The organism is Microbispora sp. H10885 (genome assembly GCF_014161415.1).
Lineage (GTDB): Bacteria > Actinomycetota > Actinomycetes > Streptosporangiales > Streptosporangiaceae > Microbispora > Microbispora triticiradicis.
On the sequence record NZ_JABBWY010000008.1, the window covers coordinates 19,827 to 36,143 of the forward strand.

The window sequence follows — 16,317 nt, forward strand, 5'->3', positions numbered from 1 at the left end:
GCGTCTCAGCGCAGCGCGGCGATCTGGTCGTCGAACCAGCGCCGCGGCGGCAGCGCGGTGGCCGCCTCCCGCAGCCGCAGGCCGCGGTCGAGGCGCTCCTCCTCCGGCAGTGTCAGCGCCTCGTGCAGCGCCGCCGCCGTGGCGGTGACGTCGAACGGGTTGACCAGCAGGGAGTCGGCGCCGAGCTCGGCCGCCGCGCCCGCCTCGCGGGACAGCACGAGCGCGCACCGGGGCGACAGGATCGGGCCCTCCTTGGCCACCAGGTTCATGCCGTCCCTGACGGGGTTGACGAGCAGCACGTCGGCCAGCCGGTACGCCGCGAGCGAGCGCGGGTAGTCGTCGTTGACGTTGAGGATCAGCGGGTCCCAGTCCTCGGTGGCGTACTCGTCCTCGATCTCCTTGGCGCACCGCTGCACGGCCGCCGTGTACTCGCGGTACTCCGGCAGGTCGTGCCGGGAGGGGTAGGCGAACGCCAGATGGACCACCCGTCCGTGCCACTCGGGATGGCCCTCCAGGAACTCCTGGTAGGCCCGCAGGCCGCGGACGATGTTCTTGGACAGCTCCGTGCGGTCGATCCGCACGATCAGCCTGCGGTCGCCGACGTGGTCCCTGATCGCCGCCATGTGCGACTCGACGTCCGGTTCGGCCGCCCGCGCCCGCAGCGCGTCGCCGTCCACCCCGAGCGGGTGCACGCCGATCCGGGTGGTCCTGCCGCCCCAGGTCACCGTACGGGCCGCGTGGTCCACCCGCGCCCCGAGCAGGGCGGCGCAGCAGTCCATGAAGGCGCGCGCCCAGCGGGCGGTGAGGAAGCCGGCGTGGTCGGCGCCGAGGATGCCCGACAGCACCTCCGCCGCGACGTCCTCAGGCAGCAGCGCGAAGTACTCCGGCGGGGCCCAGGGCGTGTGCGAGAAGTGGCCGATGCGCAGGTCGGGCCGTTCGACCCGGAGCATCGCGGGGGTGAGCGTCAGGTGGTAGTCCTGCACCATCACGCGGGCCCGGTGCGTGGCCTCTTCCGCCAGCGCGAGCGCGAACGCGCCGTTGTAGGTGCGGTACGACTCCCACTCACGCGCGAACCGGGTCCCGAACTCGGGGGAGAAGGGCGTGTTGTAGAGCAGGTGGTTGACGAACCACAGGGTCGAGTTCGCCACCGCGTTGTAGGCCCGGTGGAAGACCGCGGGCGGGATGTCCAGCATGCGGATGGGCCCCGTCTCGAACGCCCGGTCGAGCCGGCCCCCCGGCGCCTGCCGCACCGCCCCGCGGTCGCCGTCCGACAGCGCCGCGCAGACCCACAGCACGTCGGTGTCCCTGACCACGTCCGACAGCCCGGACACGAGCCCGCCGCCGCCCCTGCGCATGGTCAGGCCGCCGTCCTCCGACAGGGTGAAGGACACCGGGCCCCGGTTGGACGCGATCAGGACGGAGCTGCTCATTGGGGTTTCCCCTCGATCAGAGCGGGCGCGCATGCCGGAAGATTAATAAAAGCGGACCTCCATCAATAGGATGTCAACCGATCGCGGGAGGGCTGGAACGGGATGGCACTGGACGACGTCACCGAGGAGCTGGCCGGATCGGCCGCCCGGGGAGATCACCGCGCCCTCGGTGAGCTGCTGCGGCGCATCGAGCCCGACGTGCTGCGGCACTGCGAGCGGCTACTACCGTACCGGCAGGACGCGGAGGAGGCGGCGCAGGACACGCTGCTCGCCGTGGCCCGCAACATCGCCCGGTTCGAGGGCCGGGCCAAGTTCAGCACCTGGCTGCACATCGTGACCGTGAACTGCGCCAGGACGACCTACCGGTCGCTCAAGCGGCGCTCGTCCGAGCAGGCGGAGGAGCTGCCCGAGCAGCGGCCGGACCCGCGGCGGGTGAGCGTCATCGCGGGGTCGCGGCTCGACCTGCTCGACGCGATGGAGGCGCTGGAGGCCGAGCGGCCCGACCTCGCCCAGGCGCTCGTGCTGCGCGACATCTGCCAGCTCGACTACTCCCAGGTCGCCGACCAGCTCGGCATTCCCCTCGGCACCGTCAAGTCCCGGATACACCAGGCGCGCAAGTACGTGCAGAGCGCGCTCGGCGAGGCCTACGGCTGATACAAACCGTCTCGCCATCCGAGACGGCGGAACGGACACAGGGGACGCCGGGGTACAGTGCTGGAGGACCTTTTTCGAAGGTTCCACAACTGAAGATGCTCATCCAGAGGGGTGGAGGGACCGGCCCTGCGAAGCCCCGGCAACCTCCCCGGTGTCGAACTCGTGCCCACGAGGCCCGGCCGGGACAGGTGCCAATTCCGGCTCGCGGCCAGGGCGGTCGCGAGCGAAGATGAGGGAAAGGCCTCGCTTCATGGCGCACATCAGCACCGCGACCCCCACCACCGCCACCGACTTCGGCCCCGCCACCGGTCTGTCCTGCCGCGAGTGCGGCGCCCACTACGACCTCGGCCCGGTCTTCGCCTGTACGGAGTGTTTCGGCCCCCTTGAGGTGGCGTACGACTTCGGAGAGGTCCGCCGGGAGGACATCGCGGCGGGCCCGGCGAACATCTGGCGGTACCGCTCCCTGCTTCCCGTCCCCGCCGGGGTGGCGGACAAGCCCAACCTGCAGCCCGGCTGGACCAAGCTCGTGCGGGCCGACCGGCTGGCGGCCGAGCTGGGGCTGCGGTCGCTGCACGTCAAGGACGACTCCGGCAACCCGACCCACTCCTTCAAGGACCGGGTCGTCGCGATCGCGCTGGAGGCCGCGCGCACCTTCGGCTTCCACACCCTCTCGTGCTCGTCCACCGGCAACCTCGCCGGCGCGGTGAGCGCGGCCGCCGCCCGGGCCGGGCTGGACTCCTGCGTGTTCATCCCCGCCGACCTGGAGCCGGCCAAGGTCACCATGGCCGCCGTGTACGGCGGCCGCCTGGTCGCCATCGACGGCAACTACGACGAGGTCAACCGCTTCTGCTCCGAGCTCATCGGCGACGAGCTGGGCGAGAAGTGGGGCTTCGTCAACGTCAACCTCCGGCCCTTCTACGCCGAGGGCTCCAAGACGCTGGCGTACGAGATCGCCGAGCAGCTCGGCTGGCGGCTGCCCGAGCAGATCGTCGTCCCGGTGGCCTCCGGCTCGCAGCTCACGAAGATCGACAAGGGCTTCCGCGAGCTGATCAAGCTCGGCCTGGTCGAGGAGCGGCCGTACCGGATCTTCGGCGCACAGGCCGAGGGCTGCTCGCCGGTCTCCCGCGCGTTCAAGGCCGGGCAGGACGTGGTGCAGCCGGTCAAGCCGGACACCATCGCCAAGTCGCTGGCCATCGGCAACCCGGCGGACGGGCCGTACGTGCTCGACATCGCCCGCCGTACGGGCGGCGCGGTGGAGGACGTGAACGACGGCGAGGTGGTCGAGGCGATCCGCCTGCTGGCCCGGACCGAGGGCATCTTCGCCGAGACCGCGGGCGGCGTCACGGTCGGCGTGCTGCGCAAGCTCGTGCGCGAGGGCCGCCTCGACCCCGAGGCCGAAACCGTGGTGCTGAACACCGGCGACGGTCTCAAGACACTTGACGCGGTGGCCGAGCAGGCCCGTCCAACCGCGGTCATCCGTCCCTCCCTCGACGCCTTCCGTGCGGCATTCGCCAACTGAAAGCGTTATCACAGGCCCATCGGCAGCAACGAAAGCGAGTGAACAATGAGCGTTTCCGTGCGGATTCCGACGATTCTGCGGACGTACACCAACGGCGTCGCGGAGGTAAGCGGGGAGGGGGGAACGCTCCGTGAGGTCCTGCAGAAGCTGGATGCGGACTATCCGGGCATCGGAGGTCGAATCCTGGATGAGACGGGCAAGATCCGGCGTTTTGTCAACGTCTATGTCGGAGAAGAGGACGTCCGTTTCGCCGATGGGCTGGACACCGCCACGCCGGAGGGGGTACAGATTTCGGTCATCCCCGCCGTCGCCGGGGGCTGAGCCGCGACACCGCCGCCGGGCACCTGACATGCACTTCTCTCGCCGGGGAAGTGAGATGTCGCCACAGCGAATGGTGAAGCTCTCAACCTTTCGGTAGAAAAGTGAATAATCGTCTGTACCGCTTTGAGCGAACGCGCCGTAGTAGTTTGCGGATTGACTCTGTTGTTCTACGCCTTGACACGGGTATGGTCGAAGACGATCGACAAAACCGGGGGCTTCTTGGGTGTGGTCCCCAGCCCAGCAAGAGGAGTCGGAAGTGGCGCAGGGCACCGTCAAATGGTTTAACGCGGACAAGGGCTACGGCTTCATCGCGGTAGACGGTGGGAAGGACGTGTTCGTCCATTACTCGGCAATCATGATGGACGGCTACAAGGCCCTCGAGCAGGGTCAGCGGGTTGAGTTCGACATCACGCAGGGGCAGAAGGGCCCGCAGGCGGAGGCCGTACGGGCCGTCTGATCCCGTCAAGCGACCATTGGAGGCCCGGTCCGCGTTCCGCGGGCCGGGCCTTCGGCTCGTCCGGGCTCGTCCGGGTGTTCGGGAACCTCGTCCAAGCTGGTCAGAGTGGCTTCCGCTTGCACTCTCGGGGGTAGAGTGCTAAATACTTGTTTGGCACTCTGAGGTCGAGAGTGACAACAACCGGGATCGGGGCGATGGGGCTCGCGCAGGGATAGCGGGTCCACGCCGTCGCGGGCGTCGGCTCGGTCCGTTGAAGACACCCTGCTACTGGGAGGTCTAGCCTAATGGCAGCCAAGATGATCGCGTTTGACGAGGACGCCCGGCGCGGTCTCGAGCGCGGTATGAACCAGCTCGCCGACGCCGTGAAGGTGACCCTCGGCCCCAAGGGCCGCAACGTCGTGCTGGAGAAGAAGTGGGGCGCCCCCACGATCACCAACGACGGTGTCTCCATCGCCAAGGAGATCGAGCTCGAGGACCCGTGGGAGAAGATCGGCGCCGAGCTGGTCAAGGAAGTCGCGAAGAAGACCGACGACGTCGCCGGTGACGGCACGACGACGGCCACCGTGCTCGCCCAGGCGCTGGTCCGCGAGGGTCTGCGCAACGTCGCCGCCGGCGCCAACCCGATGTCGCTGAAGAAGGGCATCGAGGCCGCCGTCGAGCGCGTCAGCGAGGAGCTGTCGAAGCTCGCCAAGGACGTGGAGACCAAGGAGCAGATCGCCTCCACGGCCTCCATCTCCGCCGCCGACCCGGAGATCGGCGCGCTCATCGCCGAGGCGATGGACAAGGTGGGCAAGGAAGGCGTCATCACCGTCGAGGAGAGCAACACCTTCGGTCTGGAGCTGGAGCTCACCGAGGGCATGCGCTTCGACAAGGGCTACGTGTCCGGCTACTTCGTGACCGACCCCGAGCGCATGGAGGCGGTCTTCGAGGACGCCTACATCCTCATCGCCAACCAGAAGATCTCGGCGAACAAGGACCTGCTGCCGCTGCTCGACAAGGTCGTGCAGTCCGGCAAGCCGCTGGTCCTCCTCGCCGAGGACGTCGAGGGCGAGGCCCTGGCGACCCTGGTCGTCAACAAGATCCGTGGCCTGTTCAAGTCCGTGGCCGTCAAGGCCCCCGGCTTCGGCGACCGCCGCAAGGCCATGCTGCAGGACATCGCGATCCTGACCGGCGGCCAGGTCATCTCCGAGGAGGTCGGTCTCAAGCTGGAGAACGCCACCCTCGACCTGCTCGGCCGCGCCCGCAAGATCGTCGTCACCAAGGACGAGACCACGATCGTCGACGGCGCCGGTGACGCCGAGCAGATCTCCGGCCGCGTGAACGAGATCCGCGCCGAGATCGACCGCACCGACTCCGACTACGACCGCGAGAAGCTCCAGGAGCGTCTCGCCAAGCTGGCCGGCGGCGTCGCCGTCATCAAGGCCGGCGCGGCGACCGAGGTCGAGCTCAAGGAGCGCAAGCACCGCATCGAGGACGCCGTCCGCAACGCCAAGGCCGCGGTCGAGGAGGGCATCGTCCCCGGCGGTGGCGTGGCCCTGCTGCAGGCCGGCGCCAACGCGTTCGACAAGCTGGAGGTCAACGGCGACGAGGCGACCGGCGCGGCGATCGTCCGCAAGGCGCTCGAGGAGCCGCTGAAGCAGATCGCCGTCAACGCCGGCCTCGAGGGCGGCGTCGTGGTGGAGAAGGTCCGCAACCTGCCCGCGGGCGAGGGCCTCAACGCCGCGTCCGGCGAGTACGTCAACATGTTCGAGTCGGGCATCATCGACCCGGCCAAGGTCACCCGCTCGGCGCTGCAGAACGCGGCGTCCATCGCGGCCCTGTTCCTCACGACCGAGGCCGTCATCGCCGAGAAGCCCGAGAAGGAGAAGGCCCCCGCCATGCCCGGCGGCGGCGACATGGACTTCTGAGTCCTGCTCTCCCGCTTCACCAGGAAGGGCGGTTCCCCCTCGGGGGAGCCGCCCTTTTCCCTTGCGCCCGGTCTCCCCAGTGCATGAGCGCCAGGCGGTCAGCCCTGCCGCCACTGTTTCAGGACCTGCCGGAAGGCCTCGCTCACGAGGGCGAGAAGTTCGGCGGAGGACCCGAAGCGGGCGCCCGCCGGGGTCGTGGCCCCGAGAATCTCGGCTCCGCGCCGTGACGCGGCCGCCAGGGCCTCGTTCATCCGCAGAGAGGCGAGGATGGACCGCACCCAGATCTCGTCGTCGATGACATAGCGTTCACGCCGCGCGCCGGGAACCCGCTCCCGCCTGAGCATTCCCTGCTGTTCGAGGAAGGCGACGGCGTGCGAGACCGACGCCGGGCTGACGCGAAGCCGCTCAACCAGGTCGGCGGCGGTGAGAGCGCCGGAATCGGTGACGTACAGGCAGGTCAGCACCCTGGCCTCCATCCGGGGCAGCCCCTGCTCCACGAGGAGAGCGGTGAAGGACTCCGTGAAGTCCCGCACCGCCTGGGGATCACGCCCATGGCCGCCGTCGGGGACCGGCGGCGTCGGCGGCTGTGCCTGCCTGTGGCGGCGCGCCCGGTGCCGCGTGGCCTCGTGCGCCCGGTCTGCCCCGTAATCGTCCGGTCCGCCGTTCCGGGTGACCTCCCGCATGATGGTCGAGGCGGGGCGTCCCAGCCGCCGGCCGATCTCCGCGTATCCGAGTCCCTCGGCCAGCCCCGCGGCGATGTGCTGACGGTCCTCGTTGGTGAGTCTGCCTCCGGGCACGGCAATCGTCTCCTGTCTGCCGGCATGCGCGGCTCCGCGCCCGCACACCCGCCGCACAGTATGCATTCACCCTGAGCCCATTGCAAAGCAGGGCTGTCCACCTATTGCATTCAGTGCCACGGTCATTGCAATTGAGGGCTGCGGAACCCCGTCTGTCTCGGCGTTCTGCCGGAAAGTTCATTGACTATTTTATGAATGCAATGTAGCTTTGCGAGCGTTCAGGGATTAGCGAACAACGCTGGATAGGGCGGTTCATGATGGGAAACGGCAACGGCGGCTTCTCCGCGGCGGGGCTGCGCAGACTGCGCGAGGTGCTGGCACGGCACGTCGACTCGGGACGGATTCCCGGGCTCGTCGCCCTGGTCGGCCGGGGCGAGGAGACGCACGTCGAGGCGATCGGGACGATGCGCCACGACGGCGGTGCGCCGATGCGCCGCGACACGATCTTCCGGATGGCCTCGACGTCCAAGCCGGTCTCCGTCGCGGCGGCGATGGTCCTGCTCGACGAGTGCCGGCTGCGGCTGGACGACCTGGTGGAGCAGTGGCTGCCGGAACTGGCCGACCGGCGGGTGCTGAAGCGGATCGACGGCCCGCTGGACGACACCGTGCCGGCGCGGCGGCCCATCACCGTACGCGACCTGCTCACCTCCACGTTCGGGCTCGGCATGGACATGACGTCGCTCGGCACCCCGATCATGGGCGCGGTCTTCGAGCAGGGGCTCACGCCCGACCTGCCGGTGCCGATGCCCGAGCCGGACGAGTGGATCCGCCGTCTCGGCACGCTTCCGCTGATGCACCAGCCCGGAGAGCGCTGGCAGTACCACATCAGCAGCGATCTGCTCGGCGTGCTCGTCGCCAGGGTCACGGGCCGGTCGTTCGAGACGTTCCTGCGGGAACGCGTCTTCGAGCCGCTGGGGATGAAGGACACCGGTTTCCACGTGCCCGCCGACAAGATCGACCGGCTGCCGACCCTCTACGCCCCCGACCCCGGGACCGGAGAGTTCACCGTGTGGGACGAGGCCGAGGGGGGCCGGTGGAGCCGGCCTCCGGCGTTCCAGGGCGGTGGCGGGGGGCTGGTCTCCACCGTCGACGACTACCACGCCTATTTCCGGATGCTGCTGAACGGCGGGAGGCACCGGGGCGAACGGATCCTGTCCCGGCCCGCCGTCGAGCTGATGACCACCAACCGCCTCACTCCCGAGCAGAACGCCGCCCGCACCGCCATGGCCGCCGACAACGTCCATGTGTCCTTCGGCCAGGGGCAGCACGGCGGCTGGGGCATGGGGATGGCGGTGCGCACCTACCGTGGCGACTACGCGTCCGTCGGCCAGTTCGGCTGGGACGGCGGAAGCGGCACCTCGACCTATGCCGACCCGGACGAGCAGCTCACCGGAATCCTGCTCACCCAGGTCGGGATGTCGACCCCGGACTCGGCGCGGCTCATCCACGACTTCTGGACCACGCTCTACCAGGCGATCGACGACTGACCTCCACGGCTCAGGTGAGGCGCCTGACCCAGCGGGCGCAGTCGGTCTGCATCGTGTATCCCGCCGCCGTCCAGGCGTGGTGCGCCAGGGCGTTGTCGTTGAGGACCATCGCGTCGACCCGGAACGCTCCGTACTTCCGGAACCGCTCCTCGGCGGCCCGGATCAGCTGCGATCCGATGCCCTTTCGCCGCTCGGAGGGGTCGACGGCGAGCCGGTAGAGGCTCGCCCGCCAGCCGTCCCACCCCGCGATGAGCGTGCCGACCACGCGGCCGCCGATCTCGGCGATCAGCAGCGCCTCGGGATCACGCTCGACCAGCGCCGCGACCTTGGCGGCGTCGTCGTGCCGGTCGGTGTTCTCCGCGGCCTCCAGCCAGAACCGCAGCACGGCGTCGACGTCGCCGGGACCGCCGTACCGCAGGGTGACCTCGCTCATGCCGGCTCCTCACTCATGTCAGCTCCGGGGGCAGATCGTGGGCGTGCAGGATGGTCAGGGACGTCACGGCCCGGGTGAGGACGACGTAGAGGCGGGCGAGCCCCCGGTCCTCGGCGGCCACGATGCCGGCGGGCTCGGTCACGATCACGTGGTCGTACTCCAGGCCCTTGGCGAGCGTGGCCGGCACCAGCAGCACCCGGTCGTCGCCCGTCGCGTCGGGGCCGAGCACCGTGTGCGGCACGCGGGCGGTGTCCAGTGCGGCCGAGAGAGCCGGTACGGCCGCGTCCGCCGCGATCACGCCGATCGAGCCCTCGCGGTCCAGCGTCTCCCGCACGGTCTCCGGAAGGGCCGCGGCGACGTCGGGCACCTGCCGTACGGACAGCGACCCGGCGCCGGGACGCAGGGAGCGTGGCGGGGCGAGGTCGGGCGCGACGGAGGGCAGCAGCCGCGCGGCGAAGTCGAGGATCTCGCGGGGCACGCGGAAGCCCAGCGTGAGCTCGGTGACCTCCCCCGAGGGCTGGCCGAGGTGGTCGAGCACGGTCTTCCACGACCGCGCCGACCAGGGCGTGGTGCCCTGCGCGAGGTCGCCGAGCACGGTCGCCGAACCGGTGCGGCAGCGCCGCCCGAGCGCGCGCAACTGCATGGCCGACAGGTCCTGCGCCTCGTCCACCACGAGGTGGCCCTGGGAGGGGGTGCGCTCGATGAGGTCGCCGAGTTCGTCCAGCAGGGCGGCGTCGGCGGCCGTCCACTTCGCCGAGCGGTGCGACTTGTACGGCTTGCGCCACAGCAGCAGTTCCCGCTCCTCCGCGGAGAGGTCCGACCGGGCGGCCTTCGCGAGGAACTCGGCGTCCGACAGCAGGCGGTGCAGCACCTGCTGAGGGGTCAGCCTGGGCCACACGGCGTCGAGGACGGCCCTGACCGGCTTCGAGCGGGCCACCGCGTCCTGTGTACGGTCGTCGGGAGACTCGCCGCGGCGCTCCATCTGGACGAGCACGGCGTGCGCGAGCCGCTGGGCCAGCATCGCGCGGCCCGGGCCGTACCTCGTCGTGCCGCGCAGCGAGGCGACGATCTCCCGGACCTCGTGGTCGGGCACGCGGTAGCGGTTCACGCCCTTGGTGACGAGCACACCTTCGACCGGCTTGACGACATGCAGCCACAGGCCGCGGCGCAGGACCTCCGCCATCCGGGCGTCGCCCTTCACGGCCGCCACCGCCGCGTCCTCGGGATGCGCGTGCTCTCCGAGGACGCCCGCCACGGTCGTCTGGTCGACCTTCACCTCGCCGAGAGCCGGGAGGACCGAGGAGATGTACGCCAGGAAGGCGCGGTTGGGGCCGACGATCGTCACACCCGACCTCGCCAGCTTCTCGCGGTGCGTGAACAGCAGGTAGGCCGCGCGGTGCAGGCCGACGGCGGTCTTGCCGGTGCCGGGGGCGCCCTGCACGCAGACGGTCACGCCGAGGTCCGCGCGGACGATCTCGTCCTGGTCGGGCTGGATGGTGGCGACGATGTCCCGCATGGGGCCGGTGCGGGGCCGCTCGATCTCCTCGGTGAGGAGCCTGCTCTGCCCGAGCGTCCGGCCGTCCAGCGGTTCGTCCTCGTACGCCGTGAGGTCGCCGCCCTGGTAGCCGAACCGGCGGCGCAACGCGACGCCCATCGGGTCGGACGGGCTCGCCTGGTAGAAGGCGCGGGAGATCGGCGCGCGCCAGTCGATGACGAGGGGCCGGCTGCTGTCGTCGTGGACGTGCCGGCGGCCGACGTGGATGGTGTCCGGCAGGTCGTCGCCGGCCGACCGGTCGAGGCGGCCGAAGAACAGAGGTGTGTCCGGGTGGTCCGCCAGGGCGGCCACGCGCTGGTCGAGCAGGCCCTGGAGCACCTGCTGCGACACCCAGTCGCCGGCGGCGTCCGCGGACAGCGACTGCGCGTGTTCACGCATCGCCCGCAACGCGGCGCGGGAGGCCGCGAGATGGGCGCGCTCGGCTTCGAGCACATTCTCAGGCATGCGAAAACTCCTCCGTGCACGACGAGGGCAGGACCGAGGACAGGACTGAAGACGGGCAGCGGACAGGACGGAGGCGGGAAGGACGAGAGGCGGAAGGACAAGAGCTTAGCGACGGGCGCCCTGATGCCGAAACGGTATTTCTCTAGCGTGTCGCCGTCGGCCTGCCTGGGTATCTCTACGCGGGTGACGCGCACGTCGGTTCCTCCCGCGATCCTGGCGGCGGTGAGCCTGTTGCTCGCCACGCTGTGGGGCTTCGCGGTCTTCGGCGGCTGGAGCCGGCCGGCCTTCTGCGCCGGTCTGGAGCCATCGCCGGACTGCGCGGATCGGCTGGCGCCGGTGGCCTCGCTGTCCGAACTGGTCGCGCTCGTCGCGGCGGGGACGATGGGATTCGCCTGGTTCGCCCGTCGCGAGTCCCTGTACGGCGTGGCCGTGGCGGCGTGGATCGCGGCGCTGGCGGTCCTGCTCTTCGGCGGCCTGGCCGTTCGCTGAGCCGCCGCACGCGGGACGCCGGGGCCGGGGGCTTCCGGATGCACGGCGTTCCGGGTTGTCCGTTGCCCGGACCGCCGGAGGCTCCGAGGTGCTGTGCCCCGGACGCCTGCCTGGTGCGTCGGCGCGCCGGGGCACCCTGTTGCCGAGGGTGCCGGGCGCGGTACTGCTCAAACGCGGTGCTGCTCAATCGCGGTACTGCTCAAACGCAGTGCTGATCAGGCGCGGCGCTGTCGGGGTGCTTTATTGCTGTATGTCGCGTTTATTTGGCGCGTTCTGTAGCGACTTGCTCACACACCGAAGAATTGGTAACACTTCCCGCTTTTTACCGACAAACCAGGGACAAGGTGAAAAATGCGCATATTGCGTGATTCGCCGTACTGAGTGGGTATTGCCGCCATCACGGCACCGTGATGTCGGTACAGGCGCGAGGGGGTGATGTGGTGACAAGGCCCGCAGGCATTTCCTGGATCTGACAGGCGTCCGTCGATCTTCACCGTGGACGTGCTCCCGGGGAAGCGTGCCCCGGGACACGGCGTCCACCGGTCACCTCGCCGGGTCCTCCTGGCCCACGTCGTCGGCGTCGATGATGTGATAGGCGTACCCCTGCTCGGCCAGGAAGCGCTGCCGGTGCGCGGCGAACTCCTGGTCGACGGTGTCCCGGCTGACGACGGAGTAGAACAGCGCGCCCCCGCCGTCCGCCTTGGGACGCAAGACCCGGCCGAGCCGCTGGGCCTCCTCCTGGCGTGAGCCGAACGTGCCGGAGACCTGGATCGCCACGGCCGCCTCGGGCAGGTCGATGGAGAAGTTGGCGACCTTGGAGACCACCAGCACCTGGATCTCCTTGTCGCGGAACGCCTGAAACAGCCGCTCGCGCTCCTTGACCTTGGTCTCTCCCTTGATGACCGGCGCCTCCAGGTGCTCGCCCAGCTCGTCGAGCTGGTCGATGTACTGCCCGATGACCAGCACCTGCTCGCCCTCGTGCCGCCGCACCAGCGCCTCGGTGACCCGGATCTTGGCGGGGGTGGTGGAGCAGAACCGGTAGCGTTCGTCGCTCTCGGCCATGGCGTAGGCCAGCCGCTCGTCGTCGCGGAGCGTCACCCGGACCTCGACGCACTCGGCCGGGGCGATGTAGCCCTGGGTCTCCATCTCCTTCCAGGGCGCGTCGTACCGCTTGGGCCCGATGAGCGAGAAGACGTCGCCCTCCCGGCCGTCCTCGCGCACCAGCGTGGCGGTCAGCCCGAGACGGCGGCGCGCCTGCAGGTCGGCGGTCATCCGGAAGATCGGCGCGGGCAGCAGGTGGACCTCGTCGTACACGACGAGCCCCCAGTCGCGGGCGTCGAACAGTTCCAGATGCCGGTACGTGCCCTGCCTCCGGGTGGTCATGACCTGGTAGGTGGCGATGGTGACCGGGCGGATCTCCTTCTTGGTGCCGGTGTACTCCCCGATCTCGTCCTCGGTCAGCGAGGTGCGCCGCAGCAGCTCCTGCTTCCACTGGTGGGCCGAGACCGTGTTGGTGACCAGGATGAGCGTGGTCGCCCGCGCGTGTGCCATCGCCGCCGCGCCCACGATCGTCTTGCCCGCGCCGCAGGGCAGCACGACGACGCCGGAACCGCCGTGCCAGAAGGCGTCCGCCGCCTCCTTCTGGTAGGGCCGGAGCTCCCAGCCGTCCTCGCGCAGGTCGATCGGGTGAGCCTCGCCGTCGACGTATCCGGCCAGGTCCTCGGCCGGCCAGCCGAGCTTGAGCAGCGTCTGCTTGATGTTGCCGCGCTCGGAGGGGTGCACGGTCACCGAGTCGGCGCCGAGGCGCTCCCCGACCAGCGGCTGGATCTTCTTGGAGCGCAGCACCTCCTCCAGCACCGCGCGGTCGCTGGTGGCGAGCACTAGGCCGTGCACCGGGTGCTTCTCCAGCCGCAGGCGGCCGTACCGCGCCATGGTCTCCGCGACGTCCACGAGCAGCGCGTGCGGCACGGGGTAGCGGCTGAACCCGATGAGGGCGTCGACGACCTGTTCGGCGTCGTGCCCGGCGGCGCGGGCGTTCCACAGAGCGAGCGGGGTGACCCGGTAGGTGTGGACGTGCTCGGGCGCGCGTTCGAGCTCGGCGAACGGGGCGATGGCCTTGCGGCACTCGCCGGCCCTCGGGTGATCCACCTCCAGCAGCAGCGTCTTGTCCGACTGAACGATCAGCGGCCCGTCACTCAATGCCTGCTCCCTTGTACGGCTGTCCCTTATCCAACAAGAGACCAGGCCTGATGAGTCCCGTTTCACCGAGGCCGGTCGCCCGCCGTGTTGTGAGACGCCCCTCAGTCGACTCCGGCGGCGCGCTCTCCGGGCGTCTGGGACCGCTCGGCGTCGTAGCCCGCGACACCGGTGATGCGGCTGAGGACGAAGCGGTGGACCGTCGCCCGGGTCTCGTCGTACGCCGTGAGGTAGCCGCCCTCCATGCGGGCCGGTTCGAGAATACGGCTGGTGGCGTGCCCCTGCGAGTCGGTGTAGCCGATCCACACCCGCGACCCCTGCCGGATTGCCTCCTCCAGCGCGCTGATCGTGGCGGTGCTGGGGGAGCGGGGCACCTGCCCCTCGGGCGTCTCGGCGGGCCGGCGGCGGGACCGGTGCGCCGCGTCCCCCGCCCGCATCGCCCGTACGGCCGCCGCGGCCGCGTCGGGGTTCGGGCCGGGGTTCGCGGACACGCGGGCGGCGGGCGGGCCCTCGGTCCGCCGGGCGTCGGCCCGCGCGACGACGACGTCGCCCTCCAGCGACTCGGCGACCGGCGCGTATCCCATCGCCCGCAGCGAGTCGACCAGCGCCGCCCGGGACGTCTTCGACGCGAGCACGGTGGGCGCGAGCCGCCGCAGCCGCAGCAGATGGGCCCGCTTGTCGGCGAGCACCTCGTCGAGAAGGGCCGGGTCGTCGCAGCGGACGTAGGACGACGCCACGCCGACCCGGATGCGGCCGTGGCGGCGGGCGACGTCGGTCACCAGGTACGCCAGCGGCTGGGGGACCGGCGTGGCCGAGTGGCGCTCCAGCATCGCGAGCAGGTCGCCGGCGGAGTGCCCGGCGTCGAGCGCCCGGCGGACCGACTGCTCGGAGAAGCGGTAGACGGTCGCGCCGCCCTTGCTCTCGACGTCGGCCGTGAGCGCGAGCCGCCGGCCGAGGTCGGTGGTCAGCGGTCCGGGCGCCACGGCCGTCAGGTCGGCCTGCAGCAGCACGTGGTCGACCGCCTGCGGCAGCAGCGGCGCGAGCAGGTCCGCCGCCCGGCCGTCGCCGCGGGCCGCCGAGCGGCCGTGCGCGGCCGGCACGCCGAGGCCCGTCACGCCGATGTGCTCGGCCTCGCGCAGGGCGAACCGGACGAGCGGGTCGCGCAGCGCGGACCGGCGCCGGGGCTGCTCCCAGGTGAGCCGGGCGAGCACCGACTCGGGCGTCGGCGCGAGGCCGGGCGGCGCCGCCTCCAGCACGGAGAGCGTGCGCGCCCGCGTCTGGGCCGCGCCGGACCGGCGCAGGTCGGGGTGGAGCGCGTTCAGCGGGCGGTCCCGGTCGTCGCGTTCGCCGATCAGGCCCGGCGCGCGGTCCATCGCGGCCCAGGCGGCGGCGAGCACGGCCCACCGGTCCTCGGTCGCCTTGATCCGCCAGCCGTCGTAACCGCCGGTCGGCAGCCACTCACCCTCGCCCGCCGCGATCAGCCCGGCCGCGAGCGCCACCTCCGCGACCAGCCCGGCCGCCCATTCCGGCAGATCGAGGAGCTGGGCCGTGCGCCGCAGGTCCCGTACGGACAGGCCGCCGGCGCGCAGCACGCCGGGCGGGTCGACGCTCCAGAGCTCGCACAGCTCCTCCACCATGCGGACGAACATGAACGCCTGCCCGGCGGCCGTCCGGTCGGCCAGCTCCTGGTCGCGTACGGGTCCGTCCAGGGCGGGCGGCCCGGGGGACAGGTCGCGGTGCACCCGGCCGCCGCGCAGGACCAGGGCGACCTCACGGGGCAGCGCGACCGTCTCCTCCCCGGTCGCCCCCAGCAGCCCGCGGGCCAGCAGCTGCTCGATGGGCGACTGCGCGGTCGCGGTGTCCACCTCACGGCGGGCGCTCGGCAGCCGTCCGCTCGGCGGGCCCCAGACGAGCTCGTCCAGCGCCGCCCTCGCCTGCGGCGACACCTCCTCCAACAGGCGCGCGACGGTCGCGGGGTCGGACAGCAGCGCCGTGAGCCGTTCCCTGGCCGGTCTTCCCGCGTCCGCCTGCCCGCCGCCCTCGTACGCGGGGTCGATGTCGTGCAGGAGGACGTCGAGCCGTTCGGGCGGATGGTGGCGGAAGACCTCGGCGGCCGGCGGGCCGAGCGCGGCCGGGGGCTCCAGGGCCGCGGGCACTCCGGGCGCGGGCAGCAGGGCGTCCGGCGACCCGTAGACCAGGCCGCGGGTGACCAGCGTGTCGAGCGCCGCGTCGAGAGCGGCCGCGACGTCCTCCGCGCCGGACGCGCCGGACGCGCCGGATGGGCCCGACGTGCCCGACGTGCCGGGCGGGTCGGGCACCGCGCGTACGATCATGGAGAGCAGGGCCGGGCGGGAGGAGGGGCCGTCACCCAGCGCCAGCGTCTCCAGCACGGCGAGCTGGAAGCGGTCGAGCCGGTCCAGCGCCCGGCCGAGGGCCGAGGGACTGCAGGCGCGGGCGGCGAGGCCGTCGAGGTGGGCGGGGACGGGCGTGACGAGTTCGGGCCGTGCCGCCACGAGCGCTCGCAGGTGCTCGTCGGAACGGCCGCGCAGCCACTCGCTGAAGTCCGTGCCCGTCATCGTCTCCATGGTAGGGCGACGCCTCCTGGGGATCACGGGACCGCCCGCGTGA

General features: G+C 71.2%; 13 protein-coding genes and 1 riboswitch. Of the genes, 7 read left to right on the top strand and 6 right to left on the bottom strand.

Annotated features, from left to right (window positions below; all coding sequences use genetic code 11):
• Nucleotides 1-5 precede the first annotated feature (5 nt).
• Nucleotides 6-1,430 carry an alpha,alpha-trehalose-phosphate synthase (UDP-forming) gene (locus HHX37_RS21505; RefSeq protein WP_117410008.1) on the bottom strand — a complete coding sequence of 475 codons (1,425 nt, stop codon included), beginning with the start codon at nucleotides 1,428-1,430 and terminating at the stop codon, nucleotides 6-8.
• A gap of 102 nt (nucleotides 1,431-1,532) precedes the next feature.
• Here HHX37_RS21505 and HHX37_RS21510 point away from each other — a divergent pair, with 102 nt between their 5' ends.
• The 5 genes from HHX37_RS21510 (at nucleotide 1,533) to groL (ending at nucleotide 6,288) form a co-directional block, all read left to right on the top strand.
• Nucleotides 1,533-2,084 carry an RNA polymerase sigma factor gene (locus HHX37_RS21510; protein WP_117410009.1) on the top strand — a complete coding sequence of 184 codons (552 nt, stop codon included), beginning with the start codon at nucleotides 1,533-1,535 and terminating at the stop codon, nucleotides 2,082-2,084.
• 96 nt (nucleotides 2,085-2,180) lie between these two features.
• Nucleotides 2,181-2,320: riboswitch (SAM riboswitch) on the top strand.
• 14 nt (nucleotides 2,321-2,334) lie between these two features.
• Nucleotides 2,335-3,603: a threonine synthase gene (thrC, locus tag HHX37_RS21515; RefSeq protein ID WP_182886532.1), complete on the top strand. Its 1,269-nt coding sequence runs from the start codon at nucleotides 2,335-2,337 to the stop codon at nucleotides 3,601-3,603.
• A gap of 45 nt (nucleotides 3,604-3,648) precedes the next feature.
• Nucleotides 3,649-3,924, top strand: a complete 276-nt coding sequence (locus tag HHX37_RS21520) for a MoaD/ThiS family protein (RefSeq protein WP_182886533.1) — start codon at nucleotides 3,649-3,651, stop codon at nucleotides 3,922-3,924.
• A 256-nt stretch (nucleotides 3,925-4,180) separates the two neighbouring features.
• A complete protein-coding gene (locus HHX37_RS21525) occupies nucleotides 4,181-4,381 on the top strand; it encodes a cold-shock protein (protein WP_030509192.1) in 201 nt (66 codons plus the stop codon).
• Nucleotides 4,382-4,665: 284 nt separating this feature from the next.
• The gene (groL, locus tag HHX37_RS21530) at nucleotides 4,666-6,288 is read left to right on the top strand and encodes a chaperonin GroEL (protein WP_117410012.1); all 1,623 of its coding nucleotides are present in this window, start codon (nucleotides 4,666-4,668) and stop codon (nucleotides 6,286-6,288) included.
• 98 nt (nucleotides 6,289-6,386) lie between these two features.
• On the opposite strand, the gene HHX37_RS21535 is transcribed toward groL, so the two are convergent.
• Nucleotides 6,387-7,085 (bottom strand): GbsR/MarR family transcriptional regulator, encoded by a 699-nt coding sequence (locus tag HHX37_RS21535; RefSeq protein WP_182886534.1) that lies wholly within the window; start codon nucleotides 7,083-7,085, stop codon nucleotides 6,387-6,389.
• A 257-nt stretch (nucleotides 7,086-7,342) separates the two neighbouring features.
• On the opposite strand from HHX37_RS21535, the gene HHX37_RS21540 reads away from it, so the two are divergent.
• Entirely contained in the window at nucleotides 7,343-8,572 is a 1,230-nt protein-coding gene (locus HHX37_RS21540; RefSeq protein ID WP_182883590.1) for a serine hydrolase domain-containing protein, read from the top strand.
• Nucleotides 8,573-8,582: 10 nt separating this feature from the next.
• Here the strand turns inward: HHX37_RS21540 and HHX37_RS21545 are convergent, their stop codons facing one another.
• Complete coding sequence (locus HHX37_RS21545) at nucleotides 8,583-9,005, bottom strand: GNAT family N-acetyltransferase (protein ID WP_117410014.1); 423 nt, start codon at nucleotides 9,003-9,005, stop codon at nucleotides 8,583-8,585.
• 13 nt (nucleotides 9,006-9,018) lie between these two features.
• On the bottom strand, nucleotides 9,019-11,004 hold the full coding sequence (locus HHX37_RS21550) for a HelD family protein (RefSeq protein ID WP_182886535.1): 1,986 nt from the start codon (nucleotides 11,002-11,004) through the stop codon (nucleotides 9,019-9,021).
• 183 nt (nucleotides 11,005-11,187) lie between these two features.
• Here HHX37_RS21550 and HHX37_RS21555 point away from each other — a divergent pair, with 183 nt between their 5' ends.
• Nucleotides 11,188-11,493, top strand: a complete 306-nt coding sequence (locus HHX37_RS21555; protein ID WP_117410016.1) for a hypothetical protein — start codon at nucleotides 11,188-11,190, stop codon at nucleotides 11,491-11,493.
• Between the two features lie 543 nt (nucleotides 11,494-12,036).
• On the opposite strand, the gene HHX37_RS21560 is transcribed toward HHX37_RS21555, so the two are convergent.
• Nucleotides 12,037-13,692 carry a DNA repair helicase XPB gene (locus HHX37_RS21560; protein WP_182886536.1) on the bottom strand — a complete coding sequence of 552 codons (1,656 nt, stop codon included), beginning with the start codon at nucleotides 13,690-13,692 and terminating at the stop codon, nucleotides 12,037-12,039.
• Nucleotides 13,693-13,793: 101 nt separating this feature from the next.
• On the bottom strand, nucleotides 13,794-16,265 hold the full coding sequence (locus HHX37_RS21565) for a helicase-associated domain-containing protein (RefSeq protein WP_182886537.1): 2,472 nt from the start codon (nucleotides 16,263-16,265) through the stop codon (nucleotides 13,794-13,796).
• Nucleotides 16,266-16,317 lie beyond the last annotated feature (52 nt).

What these genes read in the sequence shown, in the direction of transcription:
- HHX37_RS21550 (WP_182886535.1), bottom strand. Translation starts at nt 11,004, where the DNA reads ATGCCTGAGAATGTGCTCGAAGCCGAGCGCGCCCATCTCGCGGCCTCC.
- thrC (WP_182886532.1), top strand. Translation starts at nt 2,335, where the DNA reads ATGGCGCACATCAGCACCGCGACCCCCACCACCGCCACCGACTTCGGC.
- HHX37_RS21540 (WP_182883590.1), top strand. Translation starts at nt 7,343, where the DNA reads ATGGGAAACGGCAACGGCGGCTTCTCCGCGGCGGGGCTGCGCAGACTG.
- groL (WP_117410012.1), top strand. Translation starts at nt 4,666, where the DNA reads ATGGCAGCCAAGATGATCGCGTTTGACGAGGACGCCCGGCGCGGTCTC.
- HHX37_RS21505 (WP_117410008.1), bottom strand. Translation starts at nt 1,430, where the DNA reads ATGAGCAGCTCCGTCCTGATCGCGTCCAACCGGGGCCCGGTGTCCTTC.
- HHX37_RS21565 (WP_182886537.1), bottom strand. Translation starts at nt 16,265, where the DNA reads ATGACGGGCACGGACTTCAGCGAGTGGCTGCGCGGCCGTTCCGACGAG.
- HHX37_RS21520 (WP_182886533.1), top strand. Translation starts at nt 3,649, where the DNA reads ATGAGCGTTTCCGTGCGGATTCCGACGATTCTGCGGACGTACACCAAC.
- HHX37_RS21545 (WP_117410014.1), bottom strand. Translation starts at nt 9,005, where the DNA reads ATGAGCGAGGTCACCCTGCGGTACGGCGGTCCCGGCGACGTCGACGCC.
- HHX37_RS21510 (WP_117410009.1), top strand. Translation starts at nt 1,533, where the DNA reads ATGGCACTGGACGACGTCACCGAGGAGCTGGCCGGATCGGCCGCCCGG.